General features: G+C 48.6%; 14 protein-coding genes and 1 tRNA gene. 7 read left to right on the top strand and 8 right to left on the bottom strand.

The annotated features are described in order from the left end of the window. Window positions 1-2 precede the first annotated feature (2 nt). A tRNA-Pro gene (locus tag ACZ483_RS10180) sits at window positions 3-75 on the top strand. Window positions 76-111: 36 nt separating this feature from the next. Here the strand turns inward: ACZ483_RS10180 and ACZ483_RS10175 are convergent. The 6 genes from ACZ483_RS10175 to ACZ483_RS10150 all read right to left on the bottom strand — a co-directional run bounded on the left by ACZ483_RS10175 (window position 112) and on the right by ACZ483_RS10150 (window position 6,328). Then, on the bottom strand, window positions 112-1,278 hold the full coding sequence (locus ACZ483_RS10175; protein WP_464324065.1) for a porin: 1,167 nt from the start codon (window positions 1,276-1,278) through the stop codon (window positions 112-114). Window positions 1,279-1,297: 19 nt separating this feature from the next. After that, complete coding sequence (locus tag ACZ483_RS10170) at window positions 1,298-1,696, bottom strand: serine kinase (protein ID WP_464324064.1); 399 nt, start codon at window positions 1,694-1,696, stop codon at window positions 1,298-1,300. Beyond that, the gene (locus ACZ483_RS10165; protein WP_464324063.1) at window positions 1,689-2,099 is read right to left on the bottom strand and encodes a hypothetical protein; all 411 of its coding nucleotides are present in this window, start codon (window positions 2,097-2,099) and stop codon (window positions 1,689-1,691) included. The genes ACZ483_RS10170 and ACZ483_RS10165 overlap by 8 nt, the downstream gene beginning before the upstream one ends. 83 nt (window positions 2,100-2,182) lie before the next feature. Next, window positions 2,183-3,514 carry a hypothetical protein gene (locus ACZ483_RS10160; RefSeq protein WP_464324062.1) on the bottom strand — a complete coding sequence of 444 codons (1,332 nt, stop codon included), beginning with the start codon at window positions 3,512-3,514 and terminating at the stop codon, window positions 2,183-2,185. Window positions 3,515-3,571: 57 nt separating this feature from the next. Then, window positions 3,572-5,851: a molybdopterin-containing oxidoreductase family protein gene (locus ACZ483_RS10155; protein ID WP_464324061.1), complete on the bottom strand. Its 2,280-nt coding sequence runs from the start codon at window positions 5,849-5,851 to the stop codon at window positions 3,572-3,574. A gap of 12 nt (window positions 5,852-5,863) precedes the next feature. Then, entirely contained in the window at window positions 5,864-6,328 is a 465-nt protein-coding gene (locus ACZ483_RS10150; RefSeq protein ID WP_464324060.1) for an arsenate reductase (azurin) small subunit, read from the bottom strand. 148 nt (window positions 6,329-6,476) lie between these two features. Here ACZ483_RS10150 and ACZ483_RS10145 point away from each other — a divergent pair, with 148 nt between their 5' ends. Genes ACZ483_RS10145 through lpxC form a run of 4 tightly spaced genes read left to right on the top strand, consistent with a single transcriptional unit; the run spans window position 6,477 to window position 10,275 of the window. Beyond that, window positions 6,477-7,409, top strand: a complete 933-nt coding sequence (locus ACZ483_RS10145) for a LuxR C-terminal-related transcriptional regulator (RefSeq protein ID WP_464324059.1) — start codon at window positions 6,477-6,479, stop codon at window positions 7,407-7,409. A 26-nt stretch (window positions 7,410-7,435) separates the two neighbouring features. Continuing rightward, entirely contained in the window at window positions 7,436-8,776 is a 1,341-nt protein-coding gene (gene trmFO / locus ACZ483_RS10140; protein ID WP_464324058.1) for an FADH(2)-oxidizing methylenetetrahydrofolate--tRNA-(uracil(54)-C(5))-methyltransferase TrmFO, read from the top strand. Continuing rightward, the gene (locus tag ACZ483_RS10135; protein WP_464324057.1) at window positions 8,722-9,456 is read left to right on the top strand and encodes a uroporphyrinogen-III synthase; all 735 of its coding nucleotides are present in this window, start codon (window positions 8,722-8,724) and stop codon (window positions 9,454-9,456) included. Before trmFO ends, ACZ483_RS10135 begins: the two co-directional genes overlap by 55 nt. A gap of 6 nt (window positions 9,457-9,462) precedes the next feature. Beyond that, complete coding sequence (gene lpxC, locus ACZ483_RS10130; protein WP_464324056.1) at window positions 9,463-10,275, top strand: UDP-3-O-acyl-N-acetylglucosamine deacetylase; 813 nt, start codon at window positions 9,463-9,465, stop codon at window positions 10,273-10,275. 27 nt (window positions 10,276-10,302) lie between these two features. Here lpxC and ACZ483_RS10125 read toward each other — a convergent pair whose 3' ends face one another. Then, window positions 10,303-11,379: a cytochrome-c peroxidase gene (locus ACZ483_RS10125; RefSeq protein ID WP_464324055.1), complete on the bottom strand. Its 1,077-nt coding sequence runs from the start codon at window positions 11,377-11,379 to the stop codon at window positions 10,303-10,305. A 106-nt stretch (window positions 11,380-11,485) separates the two neighbouring features. Between ACZ483_RS10125 and ACZ483_RS10120 the strand changes: the two genes are divergently transcribed. After that, window positions 11,486-12,667 (top strand): TRC40/GET3/ArsA family transport-energizing ATPase, encoded by a 1,182-nt coding sequence (locus ACZ483_RS10120; protein ID WP_464324054.1) that lies wholly within the window; start codon window positions 11,486-11,488, stop codon window positions 12,665-12,667. On the opposite strand, the gene ACZ483_RS10115 is transcribed toward ACZ483_RS10120, so the two are convergent. Then, window positions 12,664-14,373 carry a chloride channel protein gene (locus tag ACZ483_RS10115; protein ID WP_464324053.1) on the bottom strand — a complete coding sequence of 570 codons (1,710 nt, stop codon included), beginning with the start codon at window positions 14,371-14,373 and terminating at the stop codon, window positions 12,664-12,666. The two genes, ACZ483_RS10120 and ACZ483_RS10115, sit on opposite strands and share 4 nt — an antisense overlap. 18 nt (window positions 14,374-14,391) lie before the next feature. On the opposite strand from ACZ483_RS10115, the gene rtcA reads away from it, so the two are divergent. After that, window positions 14,392-15,459, top strand: a complete 1,068-nt coding sequence (gene rtcA, locus ACZ483_RS10110) for an RNA 3'-terminal phosphate cyclase (RefSeq protein WP_464324052.1) — start codon at window positions 14,392-14,394, stop codon at window positions 15,457-15,459. Window positions 15,460-15,463 lie beyond the last annotated feature (4 nt).

The following is a 15,463-nucleotide window of genomic DNA, read 5'->3' as shown; positions in this document are numbered from 1 at the left end:
GACGGGGCGTAGCTCAGGTGGTAGAGCGCTGGCTTCGGGAGCCAGAGGTCGGCGGTTCAAGTCCGCTCGCCCCGAAACTTGATGTAAAACACAGCATAAAGTGAGACTGGATCAGAAGTAAAACTGAGCCTGTATCTGGTGAACCGTCTGGTCTTTAGCCCCTGATTCTTTATTGTTTATCAGAAGAACGTTGTAAGCCCACTTTATCTTATGAGCCTTGAGGTAGTGGTTGAAGCCGAGGGTTATTATGCTCTTTTTCTTCTTTTCTTCTCCGTTCTTCTCCTCTTTAAAGTTCTCGTACCTGACTGCAGGCTCTATCTTACCTATCGGTATGGGTATCAGGTATCCTCCCTGAACGTAAAAACCCTTCTCTTTTATATCCAGCCTATCGTACTTCATGTTTACATACTCAGCCTGTGCGGTTAGCGCTCCGGGTCCAATCAAGAACCTGCCGAACACATCCACTCCCCATACAGTTCCCTTTTCGTTTTGAACTTCATAACCGTTTCCTGTATTGTTGTCAGTATCAACGTCAAAGTTCCTGTTCTGGGCGTAGTTCAGTCCAAGAGAGACAACGCTTACCTTGTTCTTCTCACCTATACCTGTGTCGTCCTTTTTCTTCTCAATAAATCCGGGAGGAGAGAATTCAACCCTCACGGCGTAAAAGTTCCCCAGCTTAACGTCGGAGCGGACATTGTCTCCCGCCTTCTGTTTGTCTTCAATGGTTGAGCCGTCAGACACTGAGAGCATATACCTGAAAATACCTCTAAATATCTTTCCGTAGAAGAGGATTTGGTTTGAGTCGTAATCTCCAAGCCACTTCTTGGCGTCTTCTGTAGAATAAGGTCTCTCTATAAAGAGTTGTCTCGAGGAGGAGGTTAGGGAAACCCTTGAGTAAGGTTTCTTGTATCTACCAATTCTAATAGAAATCTGATTTGATATTTTCCAGTTCATGTAAGCATGATGCAATCTGACCTTAGAACTGTAGGAATACCTTTTCCCTGTTTTGTAATCGTAATCCATCTCCACTTTATCGGCTTTTAGAACAATTTTCAGGTCAAGTGAGCCGGCAGGTAAATCACTCCATCTTTTTGATATTTCTAACCTTGCTCTTCTAATGTAAAGATCACCTCTGTCTTTGTAAGAGTAGATCTTGCCGAAATCGATTCTTGGTTGAAGTCTTATTTTTAGATTCAGGAACGTGTTGAATGGAGCTCCGAAGGCAAGGCTAAAAGCTGGAACAAAAACAAAAAGGTAGAGTGTAAATTTTGTATACATAGCAATCCTCATAGCAATCCTAAAGGGGATATACAGCTCTTCCTTCCGTTATAAGAGCCCATATAAGGTAAGCTATTCTTTCGGGAACTATAACTGTGTGCTTGTTCCCTTGACAGCTGAGAATTTCGTGTAGTTCCGTCCTGAGAACCGCATTCCCTGTCAGATCAAACAGAACGTCTATCTCGTCTCCAAAGGCTTCGAGCATACTCCTCGCATCCTTAAAATAGCCTATGTTGTTCTCCTTAGCTTTTTTGACCGACTCAAGCTCCTCCCTCGGTTCCGCAACTGCTATTACCTTAACGCTATCGGTATTCGTCGATAGGAGTGCTTCGAGAAAGACGCTCCCCACTCTTCCAAGACCTGCTATCGCAACCTTAACCTGTCTCATGTACCACCTCCCTGAATCGAATCTATCCATTCCATACCTCTCGATAGTAGAGTTCCTCTAATATCTCCATGTCCTTCTTGGTTCTTCTCTGGTATATGTACCTCTTCAGAAAAAAGTCTTCCTTGAGACCAAGAAACTTAAGAAAGTTGTCTATTTTCAAAAATACCTCCCTCCTTTCACTCAGATCTGTTATCTTGTCTATGAGCTTGCCTTCAGAAAATAAAAGTATGGCAGGTAGTGTCTTTATCCTCAACGACCTCACCAGCTCAGGGCAGTTCTCAGGTCTGCAGACGAGCACAAGGACGTATCCCGCATACTTTGAAAAGATCTCTTCGAACAGCTTCTCCTTCCGCTCACCTTCCATACAGACTATGAAGTCCTTCCTCTCTTTTATCAGAAGTCTGTAATCCTTCCTGTCGAGAACAGGAGGCATCTCTCCTCACCTCTGATAAACTTAAAAAGCCGCCGCCTACGCCGGCAGCGTAAACGGCAGCCATACAGGGGACAGAGGGAAGCTCAAAACTCGAGCTGGAGCCTTGCAAAAAACTCGTTAACAGAAGACTTATCAACTCCGTTGTAGTTGGCTTTGGCAGCATCTCCTAAACTCGCCACAGCCCCTCCAAATTCAAGGTTCATGTGCTTACCAGCGTTGTAAGTGAGTTGAACTCCAAACTCTGTTCCGAGGTTCTTGGAAGTCTGTCCTCCTCCTACAGGCATATCCTTGGTTGACCTGAAGATCCCAATCACCGCCTGAGCTGATAGTCTGTCCATTATCGGAGCGTCAACCTTCCCCTGCAAAGTTATTAGACCGTAGCCTCTGTTCCCCGGCTCAAGCCCAAAGTCGTTTACATCGGAAGGTCCGTGAGGAGTGAATATGTAAGTGTACGCCCAGTATCCTGCTGTTCCAACCAGGTTGTAAACGGTCTTAAAACCTGTACCATCGTCCTCACCGCTTGAGTAAATTCCAAGCAGGCTCACGCCCACTTTTCCAAAGTTGAAGGAAGGTTCTATCCTCACCAAGAACCCATCGTTCCTTGTGTTTCCAACCTTACCAGTGTTGTAGAGAATCACACCATGAAGCTTTAACATATCCAGATTAGCTGTCGCATGGGCTCCAAGCCATGTCTGGTTGAGCTTTGTTGCAGGAGCGTCGTTTGTCGGATCGTTGTCGCTGTCTACACACTCCTGACCTGCTCCTGGAATACAAACCTTCCCATAAGCTCCGTACCAGTGAACTCCAACATCCACTCCTCCTGCTTTGGTGTTCAGGTCTAAGATCACGAAGTTTTCATCCTGATCCTCGTTTATCTGTGAGTTGCTTATAAGTGCCTGTCCCTCAACTAACCTCACTATTCCTGCTCTCCAGTTAAAGGCTCCGGCACTCCCTGCGTAGGCTATTCCTCCAACGTTGAAATCCCAGTCCGCGGAGAAGAGCATCTGGTCAACCTGATCGTTGGCTGGAAGGATACCTGCAAGAACCTTACCTGGACCTATGGGGAAGTACAGGTATCCATACCTTATTCCTCTTGCCTGGAGTCTGTTAAAGGCGTTGATGGCGTAAACTCCTCTGGGATCGCTGGACTCTGGGGATGAGCCTCCCCATCCGCCTCTGTACTCGATCTGGATGAATCCGCCCACGTTCTCCTCTGTGTGGACGTCTAAGTTGAGCCTGAGTCTCTGTCTGAAGAAGTCGTACTGCTTCTTAGAGCCTATGTTGGAATTGTTGTACATGACCCTGTACTGGATGCCGAAGTCGATGTTGGCATCGCTTAGCTTCACCGCGTGAGCGGTCGGTGTTGCAAGGATAGCTGACAGGAGTGCTGTTCCAACAATCTTCTTCTTTTTCATGGCGCGTACCCCCTTCCTTGGTTTTTTAAAACGGGAGGGAAGCCCCTCCCGACGGATCTACACTTTGTAAACCTCAACGGCAACCATAGTATCCACGCTCCCGGCGGTTGTGGGAGTCGGTCTTGTAACGAAGTTAAACTCCTGCTCCTCTTTCGGGAAAAGGGCAGGCATCGCTACCACGCCCGGTTTCACGTCCTTTGTTACCCGAGCCACGGCTTTGCACTTTCCGTATCTGGACTCTATAACGACCCAGTTACCGTCTTCGATCCCTCTCTTTTTGGCATCCTTCGGATTTATCATCAGGAAGGCGTCCGTAGTCCTCTCGTAAACGCCCGGCTTATCCCAGTACGTGTACCCAGTATTCCAGAGTTCGTTCAGCCTGAAGTCTATGGCTATCAGGGGATAACGTTCATCTACCTCTCCGAGCTCGTACTTCTTGGGATCGAAATCTTTCAGCGCCTCTATTTTCTCAACGTGTATCTTGTTGTCCTTCGTAAAGAACCTTCTGCCCATTATCTCCTCCATCTCGTCAGAGTAAAGTCTTGTGGGGGATCTGCCGTTTACCATTGGATATCTGAGTCCGTTCGTTCCCGCTTCAAGGAGTTTTTCCCACTCCATCTCCCTTATCCAGTCATTGTGCTGTCTTATCTCATCCCATACGTCCTTCGGTTTTCTCCAGTCAAAACCTCTGATACCCATCTTCTTGGCTACCAGAACCACGTGTTCCCAGTCGGGTTTCGCTTCACCGGGAGGATCCATGAACTTCTGAATTATGCGAACCCTCCTGTCCTCACTCGCGAGTATATAGTCCGTCTCCCCCCACGTTGCGGCCGGCAGTATAACGTCCGCCGCCTCGTCCATCTCAGTATGTATTCTGTCGGATACTACGAGGAAGGTTTTTGCCATAAGAGGTCTGTACTTTGTCAAGCTCGGCATCTGCTTGAATATGTTGCAGCCGTATGCCCAGAGCGCCTTTATCCTCCCCTTCTCCAAAGCTTCGTAAATGTTTTTGTTCTTAGCCCTGCTGGGTGGTTCCTCGGGCCAGGCGAAGGTTCCTTTCGGATGTCCCCCCGACCTCGATACGCAGGCTCCGGGCTTACCTACGTTCCCCAATATTATTCCGAGCACTGCGTAGGCGTGCTGTGCCTCGAAGGCTGCCATCTGATGGATTATTCCCTTTTCGTTCAGGAACATGCTCTTTCCTTTGTTCTCTATCATCAGCTCTGCAGCCTTAAGTATCTTCTTTGCAGGTACTCCCGTTATACGGGAAGCGTTTCTGAGCGAGAACTTGGGGAGTTTTACGACCTCTAAGACCTTTTCAAAGCCCGTAACGTACTTTTTCACGAACTCTTTGTCGTAAGCGCCCCTTTCTACAACTATCCTTATAAGCGCCCCTGCCAGAATGGGGTCCGTTCCCGGTTTGACCTGTAGATGGAGTCCTCCGTGCTTCTCCGCAAGATAAGCCTGATAGGTTCTCCTCGGATCTATATCTATGTGCTTCGCCTTCCCTTGGGAGAAGTTGTTGAGGTAAAACCTGTGATACCACACGCTTCCGTTGGCTTGAAGGTTCGTTCCTGCGGTTACAAGAAGTTTTGTGAGTTCAAAGTCTTCTACCGTAAGACTCCTCGTTCCGTCTCCGAAGGCCGCCGAAATTCCTGAACTCTCCTCGTCGTAAAACCACCCGTTGCCTGCGTAGGAGGAGGAGCCGAGTCCCTTGAACCAGAACTTGAGAATGGCGTAGGTAGATAGCGTGTAGAGCCAGTCTCCGAAGACCATCCCGAGAGCGTCCGGACCGTATTCGTCTTTTATCTTCGTGAACCTCTCAGCTATTATTTCCGCAGCCTCGTCCCACGAAACTCTGACGAGGGGAGAGTCTTTACCTTTCAACCTTGCCATCGGATAGTGGAGCCTCTTCCGAGCTACCTCCGGTCTCTCTTCCGTGTATATAGTCAGAGCGTTTGAACCTCCCCTCACGGAGTGGTCTCCCTTGTTGATAACGCAATCCTTATCCGGAACTATCGCTATATAGACCTTCTTCCCATCCTTAACTGCAGGTGCTACGAAGTAGGGATTTATCCATTCCCCCGAAAGGGCTCCCGTGTAAGTCCCAGATGGTTTCCTTCCTTTGCCCCTTTCCCATACGTAAGCTTTGTAACCGCACTGAACCATACAGTACTGACAGGTGAGGTTATAGACCTCCGCATCGGGAGGAGGTAGTTCTACCTCCTGAGGAACCTCCTCAGCTTTCAGGCTGAACGCCTCAGCTTCATCGAGTTTTATGAAGGGCAAAAGACTCGCGCTTATAACTGTCGTTTTTAGAAAGTCCCTCCTGTCCATGATAACCCCTCCTTAAAAGTTTTTCGCTCTGCCGTATATGACTCCGTAAGCGATGCCTACAGCGTAAACGTTCCCCCTCTTAACCTCTAACGCTATCATGGGAAGCCTGCTTATAGCAGGACCTTCTACGCACATTCCTCCTTTGGCTGGGTCGAAGAGGCTTCCGTGGCAGGGACAGACTATAAGCTTGCTTTCAGGATCGAAGCTGGAAGGACAGCCCATATGCTGGCAGAGCACCGAGAAGGCGACTATAGATCTGTTGGGTCCTGCTCCGAGATACACAGGCTCGCCCATATCAACGAGTATGGCGGGTGAGTCCGCGTCGGGGTAAGAGAAGGAGATCGGTTTCAAAGGTTTGATACTTTTCAGTGAAGCTATCCGTTTCCTGCGCGCTTTTGAAAAAACGAGCGAAGGGATAGACGCTCCCACTGCCACAGCTCCCAGTCCCGCAAGAAAATCCTTCCTCGTGATCTCCATGTTTTGACCTCCTTGTCAAGTTGTTGGTATATATGAAGCAAAGGGGAATTCTGAAAACAAGATACTTAGGGGTTAAATTTACCGATAGTAAAAATAGCCCTTTGGGGCTATAAAAAATGAGAAGAAGGAACTATATATAAACTGAGCTATGGAGAGGTTGATCCTTGACCTTATAGAGGATATGGTTGATCCGATAGCCGTTGTGGATGACGACAGGTATATAGTTTACAGCACAAAGAAGTTCCGTGAGCTAACGGGATTTAATAGCGAAGACAAGTTCTTATGCACAGACGCTCTGATCCCGGCCTTCTCAAAAGGTGAAAAATTATGCTGTTGGAATCTATTGCGCATTTATAAAAGAAGAAGAGAGAACGGTATCTGGCTGAACATACACAGAGGAGAGTCCTTTCTCTGTTCTGTGCAAGAAGTGAAGGTAAGAAATAACAGCAGGCTCTTACTTATAAAACTCAAACCCATAGGTATGAGCATAAATGATAGATGTTGCTCCCTCTGCTCCGGCGATTTCTTTATGAACCTCCTGAGGAATAAGGGGTCTGAACTTTATACTTCCTTTATAAGGGAATACCTGAAAAGGGTTTACAAATCCAGAAACATCTTCTGGATAGAAAGAGATCCAACCGATGAGCTGAGCTCCTTCGTATTTAACTTAGCAAGCTCACTCAGATTTAACTTTCCATTTGATATTTACTGGGAAGGCAAAATTATCCATGTGATTCCACCGCGAAAGAGAAACGGGAATTGCAGGCTTTTGGGTATAGAAGGTTTAAAGTTAGTTGAGGTAAGAGATCTCTTAGATATAGTGTGTGCAGTTGACGCTGCCAACTCCGAAAACCTTTCGCCGGACGGAGAGACTGATAAAGTAGCACTACTCGGAACGCTTACACCGAGAGAACTTGAAGTGCTGAGGCTTGTTGTAAAAGGATATAGAAACACAGAAATTGCTCAGGAGCTTAGTATAAGCCTGAACACCGTAAAGAATCATATAAAAAATATAGCCTCTAAGACGGGGATAAACGGTAGGGTAGCTTTAGTAAAAACGTTTTTGACGTATTTTGCTTAAAAACTTCCTATATTTAATACCTTGGGATGAAGGACAGGGTAATAGTCATAGGAGGTGGCCTTGCCGGTTCGGAGGCTGCATGGAGATTAGCGGAGGAGGGTATAAGGGTAATTCTCTACGAGATGCGCCCTAAGAAGACGACACCAGCTCATAAAACCGACAAACTTGCAGAGCTCGTTTGTAGCAATACCCTCGGAGGAATGGAGCTGACGACAGGAGCAGGACTTCTTAAGGCGGAGATGAGTCTTCTCGGATCCCTTGTTATAGAAGCAGCTAAGGAGGCGAGGGTTCCGGCAGGCGGTGCCCTCGGGGTCGATAGGAACATCTTCGCAAACTACATAACGGGAAAGATAGAGAACCACCCGAATATAGAAGTGAGAAGGGAAGAAGTAAAGAGGATTCCCGAGGATGAGATCGTTATCGTGGCTACCGGGCCACTCACTTCAGAGGAGCTCACGGAGAACATAAGGGAGCTTGTGGGTTTCGATACTCTCTACTTTTACGATGCGATAGCCCCCATAGTCGATGCCGAGAGTGTAGACTTCTCGAAAGGATTCTGGGGATCGAGGTACGGGAAAGGAGGTGAGGACTACTTCAACTGTGTCCTTACAGAGGAGGAGTATAAAAAATTTTACGAAGAACTCCTGAAGGCGGAGAAGGTTCAGCCAAAGGATTTCGAGAAGGCGGTTCACTTCGAAGGTTGCCTGCCGATAGAGGAGATGGCTGAGAGAGGTTATCAGACCCTCCTCTTCGGACCGATGAAGCCAGTGGGCCTTGTGGATCCGAGGACAGGAAAGCAACCCTTTGCAGTGGTCCAGCTTAGAAAGGAGAACAGAAAGGGAACACTCCTTTCGCTGGTAGGCTTCCAGACGAAGCTTACCTACCCAGAGCAGAAGAGGGTTTTCCGTCTAATCCCCGCCCTGAGGAACGCCGTCTTCGTGAGACTTGGTTCAATGCACAGGAATACCTTCATCCAGTCCAACAGGGTTCTCACCCCCTTTCTCAACATGAGAAAGAGGGAAAACATATTCTTCGCAGGACAAATAACGGGCGTTGAGGGTTACGTTGCTTCTGCCGCAACAGGCGTACTTGCAGGAATAAACGCTGGAAGACTCCTGAGAGGAGAGGATCTCGTTGTCCCTCCTGAGGAAACTATGCTTGGATCTCTTGTGAGATACATAACTTCGAAGGAGGGAGAGCTCCAACCTATGAACCCCGTCTTCGGTCTCCTTCCCCCCCTTGAAAAGAAGATAAAGGACAAAAGGAAGAGGAAGGAGCTTATGGCTGAGAGGGCTTTGAATAAAATGAGAGAATGGGCAGAGAGTGTATTAAAAGGGTCATTCTCACCCGCTCAAGAGAGGACATAGAGCGAGACAGGGAAAGATTTGAAGGGCTTGGCTTTGAAGTGGTCCCCTTACCTATGATCGAGACAGAGGAGCTCGAGTTCAACCTGCCTGAGGAGAAGCCCAACTATGTAATCTTTCAAAGTGCAAAGGCGGTGAGATACTTCTTGAAAAGGGTAAGCATCCCCGAGGGGGCAAAGGTAGTGGCGGTTGGGGATAAGACCAAGGAAACCATAGAAAAGGTAGGCTACAGTGTCCATATTATCCCTGAAAAGCGCTCGGCGGAGGGGATAGTGGAAGCGTTCCCCGAAGGTTCGGGGGAGGTGATCTGGATACCCAGATCCGAACAGGGAAGACTTGAGGCTATAGAAGGTCTTCGGAGGAAGGGATATAGAGTTATACCGATTAACGTTTACAGGACGGTAAACTTAAGCTACAACCCCAATCACCTGAAAAGCGTTCTCGAAGGTGGAGGCTTCATAGTCTTCGCCAGTCCCTCTGCAGTCAGGGGTTTTTTTGCAAATTTGCAAAAGGTGGATAAGGTAATTTCGCTCGAAGAGTTTACGGTAGTGGCTATTGGTAAAACTACAAAAAAGGAGTTAGAAAAGTTCGGTGTAATCCCGAATATAGTTCCGCTGAAACCTTTGATGGATGAGGTTGCGGGTAAAATTCACGAGTATTGGCAAGAAAATTGCAAATATTAAAGAGCGATGATGAAGCAGAGGACCGTAAAGGAAAGGATAGTTTTCGAAGGTGTAGGAATACACACGGGTGAGAAAGCTAAGGTCATCCTTCATCCCGAAGAGGAGGACAGGGGAATTGGCTTCTTGAGGGAAGGCGTCAGGATACCTCTCAGTCCTGATTTCGTGATAAACACCTTCCACTCTACGGATATCGGAAAGGACGGTGTGGTTATTAAAACCGTTGAGCATCTTCTCGCAACGCTCCATCTGCTCGGAGTTAGCAACCTTACTATCGAAGTGATCGGAGGAAGTGAGATACCCATCCTCGACGGTAGCGGTTACCTCTTTTACAGAGAGATAAAGGATAAGGTGGTAAAACAGTCCTCCGACGCTGAAGTTTTGCACATAGAGGAGGAAATAACGGTAAGGAAGGGAGATGCATACTTGAAGGCTCTACCCTGCTCATGTTTTGAAATAACCTACGAGGGGGAGTTTCAGACCTACTTAGGCAAGCAGAGGTACACCTTTAAGGGAAACGTAAGGGACATTATCTTAGCAAGAACCTTCTGCTTCGAGCATGAGATAAAGATGATAAAAGAAAGGGGTCTTGGAAAGGGAGGAAGTCTTGAAAACACACTCGTCATAGGAAGAAACGGAGCTTACAATGAAGGTGGCTTCAGATATCAGGACGAGCCGGTCAGACACAAGGTCTTGGATCTGGTCGGGGACCTCTACCTTCTGGGAAGGTCGGTGAGGGGAAGGTTTATATCTTACAAGGGTGGGCATTCCCTTAACTTCGAGCTTGTCAAAGAGCTCAGTAGAAAATTGGTGAGCGTTTGAGGGCGCCCGGAAGGGCACCCGGATATATTACCTGACAGGCTTGGGAGTGTCAGGTCTGGAGGGAGGAAGAACGGGAAGCTCAAGGGCGTGCTTGGGAATCTCGCCGTCGAGAGCCTTCAGGAAGGCAACTATCTTATCAACCTGATCCTTGGTTAGCTCCTTTCCGAGCTGAACCTTCGCCATCACCTGAACAGCGTCTTCCAAGTTCCATACAGAGCCGTCGTGGAAGTAGGGATAGGTTCTGGAAATGTTCCTCAGGGAAGGAACCTTAAAAACGTAGAGATCCTCTTCCTTGTGGGTAACGGCGAACTTACCTACGTCCATAGGCATAGTCGGCTTCTCAAGGGTAACGTAGTCCCTCGTAGCCTCCCAGTAAGCTTCGACTATACCGAACCTCGTGAACATGGTTCCACCGAGTGCAGGCCCGTTGTGACAGCTTGCACACCCCACCTGAATAAAGGTCTTGAGTCCCTCCTTCTCCTTTTTGGTCAGAGCGTTCAGATCACCCTGGAGGAATTTGTCGAACCTCGATGGAGTCATGAGAGTTCTCTCGAAGGCAGCTATCGCTTTAGCTACGTTGTCATAGTTAAGAGGGTTCTTATCCTTGGGGAAAGCTTTCCTGAACAGCTTCACGTACTCAGGTATAGTGCTGAGTCTTTTCACCACCTCTTCGGGAGAGTCCATCGCCATCTCGATGGGGTTGAGTATGGGACCTTTAGCCTGCTCCTCAACGTCCTTTGCCCTTCCATCCCAGAACTGGGCTACGTGGAGGGCGGCGTTCAGGGTCGTGGGGGCGTTCCTTGGACCTATCTGCCATCTGTGACCGACAGAAGTTGGCAGGTTGTCCACTCCGTATGTCGCGAGGTTGTGACAGGTGTTACAGCTTATCAGCCCGCTCTTGGAGAGTCTTGGATCGTAGTAGAGCATCTTTCCGAGTTTAACCTTTTCGGGTGTTACAGGGTTTTCCTTGCTTTCGGCTACCTTCGGCAGAGGCTGGAAATACTTCCTCGCCTCCTCCAAGAGCTTAGCGTCCTCAGACTTACCGGCTCCCATCAGGAGCACACTTCCCACCGCTGTCACCACAACTGCTACCGCTCTCTTCATCTTTCCACCTCCTCCTTAGTGTTATCAAATTGCAATATAATTATATACTAATTTGCGAATAGTTCTCAAGTGCCTTCGCATTTGGGGTTAATTTTAAAATATTTTCATGAGAATAATCCTGTTCTCCGGTAAAGGTGGGGTAGGCAAAACTACCGTATCTGCCGCAACAGGCTACAAGCTGTCCAAACTTGGCTACAGAACGATAGTGGTCTCCCTCGATCCCGCTCACTCTCTCGCAGACGCCTTCGATATTTCCGACGAGGAGAAGTACTCCGCGAAAGGACTACCCATAAGGGTAAACGATAACCTCTACATTCAGGAGATAGACATACAGGAGGAAATAGACAGGTACTGGGGAGACGTTTACAGGTTCTTAGAGATACTCTTCAACACGACCGGTCTGGACGAGGTTCTCGCGGAGGAGCTCGCCATCCTTCCCGGTATGGAGGAGGTTACGAGTCTCCTTTACGTGAACAAGTACTACAGGGAGAGGGAGTTTGATGTCCTCATATTAGACCTGCCCCCAACCGGGGAGTCCCTGAGGTTCGTCTCCATGCCCACGGTTCTGAAGTGGTACATGAAGAAGATCTTTAAGACAGAGAGGATGGTAATGAAGGTCGCCCGCCCCGTAGTCGGGAGGCTAACGGATGTTCCTCTTCCGGATGAGTCCTACTTCAAAGCCTTGGAGAACTTCTACGAAAAGCTCAAAGGAGTAGATGAGATACTAATAGATCCTGAGGTAACGTCCGTGAGGCTCGTCTCCAATCCTGAAAAGATGGTTCTCAGGGAGAGCCAGAGGGCTTTTATGTACTTCAACCTCTTCGGTGTTAACGTTGATGCCGTTATAGTCAATAAGGTTATTCCGACGGACGCCGCCGACTGCTCCTATCTCAGGAGCTGGATAGATATACAGAAAAGGTATATAGAGGAGATAGAAAGTTACTTCTCTCCTGTTCCCGTGTTCAAGGTTCCTCTCTTAGAGGAGGAGGTCTTTGGAGTGGAGAGACTTGAAATTCTCTCGGACATAATATACAGAGACAGGGATCCCTCCGAGATCTTCTTTAAGGAGAGACCCTACGAGTTTGTGTCGGAGAACGGAGGTTACACCATAAGGATAAGGGCACCCTTCGTGAAGAAGGAGAGCATATCCCTCCTGAAGGGAGAGGACGAGATAGTCGTCAGGGTCGGAAACTTCAAGAGCCACATAATGCTGCCGAGGAAGCTGAGGAACTTAAAGCCGAAGGGAGCTAAGATAGAGGATGGGTACATACTTGTGAAGTTAGGTTAAGATCCCCACTCCCTTATTGCCCTTCCCAGATCTGTTCTCGCTATTATGCCGACGAGCTTCAGGCTTCCCCTCTTCTCAACGACGGGAACCCTCCCTATACCCTTTGCGGTCATAAGCCTGAAGACCTCTCCCAAGGTATCCTCGGGAGTGACCACTATAAGGTTTGTGCTCATGACCTCGTAAACCTTCTTTCTATCCCTCTCTTCGGACGGAACGCTCAGTATGTCGCTCCTCGTCACTATGCCCACGAGCCTTCCGCCGTTGGTAACTGGAAGACCTCCTATCAGCTTCTCGGTCATTACCCTGAGGGCTTCCTCCAAATTCGCGTAGGGCTTTATGGTTATCGGCTCACTCATATAATCCTTAACCTTTAACCTATCTAAGATATAAAGCCCCCACTCGTCCATGTGAGCCGGAGAGTCGAGACGCGTATCCACCTGACTGGGGAATATGCTTCTCTTTCCGCTCAGGAAGTAGGTTATGAACACGGAGATCATCGCGGGAACAAGGAGCTCGTATCCGCCCGTCATCTCCGCTATGAGGATTAGGGTAGAGAGGGGAGCCTTAGCCGCACCAGCAAAGAGGGAGACCATCCCCACTATGACAAAGGAGGGGACGTGCAGGGAAAGATCGTAAAGATCGTTCAGCAGGAGACCGTAGGTAGCTCCCACGAGACCCCCTATCATAACCGAGGGACCAAAGACACCCCCCGAACCTCCAGAGCCGAGCGTGAAGGAGACCCCGAGTATAACACCGAGAACTCCCAGAGCTATAAGGCTTATATCGTGGAGCCTTCCGTCCATTATGAGCTGAAGCCAGCCGTACCCGTTGCCTATTGCCATTGGGATGAAAGCTCCTACGAGACCCGCTACGAAACCACCGAGAGCAGGCTTTAAGTAAGGTGGAATCTTCGGTTTATCGAACTCCTCCTTAACTTTAAAAAATACGAAGGTGAATATCCTCACCACAACCGCACACACAACCCCTAATCCGGCGTAAGCGAGCAATGAGAGGGGCTGGACGTTCAGAAACCTCGGTATGTCCACCGAGAATATGGGCTGGAAGCCGAAGAACATACCGAAAACGCTGTAGGAGGTAACCGAGGCGATGAAACTCGGTATCATAGCCTCTATCTCGAAGTCCCTTTTGAAGAACACCTCGGCGCTGATTATGGCTCCGGCTAAGGGAGCCTTGAAGATGGCAGCAACTCCAGATCCAAGACCTACGGCTATAGCCGTTCTTCTATCCTTTTCCCCCATCCTGAAGAGATCGGCGACAGTGGATCCTATACCTGCTCCAATCAGGGCTATGGGTCCCTCCCTTCCCGAAGTCCCTCCAGTTCCAATAGTTACCGCTGAGGTTATGAGCTTAACTATCGAAGAGCGTATGGAGAGCCTCTCCTTGTTGTGGTAAGCCTTTATGGCAGCATCCGTTCCGACACCTGCCGATTCAGGTGAAAGGTAATAGGTGAGTAATCCTGATACAAGCCCCCCAAGAGCCACCGTTATAGGAAGAAGAAAAGGTCTCAGAGGTTCCGAAGTAAACTCCTCCCTGACGCCTTCTCCAGCCGGCAGGGGCTGGACGTAACCCACCAATCCTTCTAAGACATAGTGGGTAATGAGCTCGAGAAGATAAACGAATAGAACCGCAAAAGCTCCCGTAAGTATACCTATGAGGATCGGGAGTAGTAAGTACTTTCTTAACATAGACTAAAATTTTATCCGATGCTTGAAATAGATGGCTCCTACGGAGAGGGTGGAGGGCAGATAGTAAGAACTGCCCTCTTTCTGAGCACGATCTTAAATATACCGATACAAATAAGAAATATCAGGGTGAAGAGGGAAAAACCAGGACTGAAGAGACAGCACCTTCACATAGTCAGGCTCTTGAAGGAGCTCGCATCTGCAAGGGTCGAGGGTGATGAGCTCGGATCCTTAGAACTAACCTACATTCCAGGTAAACTGAGAAGCGGATCTTACGAGGTGGACTTCGGTAGTGCTGGATCTATATCGCTCTTTCTCCAAACTATACTGCCCGTTTCTCTCTTCGTTCCGGGAAAGGTAGAGATAGAGGTGGTAGGAGGAACTGAGGTTCCGATGAGTCCTACCATAGACTGGGTTAGGTTTGTCTACCTCCCCGTGATAAGGGGTGTAGCCGCTTCTGTTAGGCTCGAGGTTTTGAGAAGAGGCTACTATCCGGCGGGAGGAGGAAGGGTTAAACTCAGTGTAGAGGGTGATCTGAAGGAAGGACCGAAGGATTTAAAGGAGGTGAGGGAGTTTTTAAAAGGTAGGCTCAACCTTTTTAAAGTGAAACAGGGAGAGATTAAAAAGATGCACCTGATCTCCGTAGCACACGAAGCCCTCAGGGAGAGGAAGGTGGTAGAGAGACAGGTGAAGGGAGTGCTGGAGGTCCTTGAAGAGAAAGGATATCCAATACCAGAAACCTACAGACAGTACGTCAGCGCTTACTCTATAGGAACGAGCGTAACCCTGTGGCTCGAAGACAGTGAGGGAAACGTTTTAGGGGCGGACAACTTGGGAAAGAAGGGAAAGCCGGCGGAAGAGGTAGGAAGGGAGTGTGGGTTAAAACTCTTAGAGGACTGGGAGAGCGGAGCAACGGTGGACAGACATTTAGCCGATCACCTCGTCCCGTGGATAGCTCTGGCGGGAGGCAGGATAAGGTTCCCTGCGCTCACGGGACATTTAGAAACGAACCTCTGGGTCTGCAACCTCTTTACAGGGAACGCTTTGGAACTCTTGGAGGAGGAGAGGGAGATCCTTTCTGTGGTATAATTGA

It is taken from the genome of Hydrogenivirga okinawensis (assembly GCF_055385515.1).
The sequence above is the reverse complement of the archived record's forward strand: the minus strand, read 5'-3'. Positions and strand labels throughout refer to the sequence as shown.

Coding starts and splice junctions, on each gene's coding strand:
- ACZ483_RS10175 (WP_464324065.1), bottom strand. CDS start 1,278: ATGTATACAAAATTTACACTCTACCTTTTTGTTTTTGTTCCAGCTTTT.
- ACZ483_RS10170 (WP_464324064.1), bottom strand. CDS start 1,696: ATGGATAGATTCGATTCAGGGAGGTGGTACATGAGACAGGTTAAGGTT.
- ACZ483_RS10165 (WP_464324063.1), bottom strand. CDS start 2,099: ATGCCTCCTGTTCTCGACAGGAAGGATTACAGACTTCTGATAAAAGAG.
- ACZ483_RS10160 (WP_464324062.1), bottom strand. CDS start 3,514: ATGAAAAAGAAGAAGATTGTTGGAACAGCACTCCTGTCAGCTATCCTT.
- ACZ483_RS10155 (WP_464324061.1), bottom strand. CDS start 5,851: ATGGACAGGAGGGACTTTCTAAAAACGACAGTTATAAGCGCGAGTCTT.
- ACZ483_RS10150 (WP_464324060.1), bottom strand. CDS start 6,328: ATGGAGATCACGAGGAAGGATTTTCTTGCGGGACTGGGAGCTGTGGCA.
- ACZ483_RS10145 (WP_464324059.1), top strand. CDS start 6,477: ATGGAGAGGTTGATCCTTGACCTTATAGAGGATATGGTTGATCCGATA.
- trmFO (WP_464324058.1), top strand. CDS start 7,436: ATGAAGGACAGGGTAATAGTCATAGGAGGTGGCCTTGCCGGTTCGGAG.
- ACZ483_RS10135 (WP_464324057.1), top strand. CDS start 8,722: ATGGGCAGAGAGTGTATTAAAAGGGTCATTCTCACCCGCTCAAGAGAG.
- lpxC (WP_464324056.1), top strand. CDS start 9,463: ATGATGAAGCAGAGGACCGTAAAGGAAAGGATAGTTTTCGAAGGTGTA.
- ACZ483_RS10125 (WP_464324055.1), bottom strand. CDS start 11,379: ATGAAGAGAGCGGTAGCAGTTGTGGTGACAGCGGTGGGAAGTGTGCTC.
- ACZ483_RS10120 (WP_464324054.1), top strand. CDS start 11,486: ATGAGAATAATCCTGTTCTCCGGTAAAGGTGGGGTAGGCAAAACTACC.
- ACZ483_RS10115 (WP_464324053.1), bottom strand. CDS start 14,373: ATGTTAAGAAAGTACTTACTACTCCCGATCCTCATAGGTATACTTACG.
- rtcA (WP_464324052.1), top strand. CDS start 14,392: ATGCTTGAAATAGATGGCTCCTACGGAGAGGGTGGAGGGCAGATAGTA.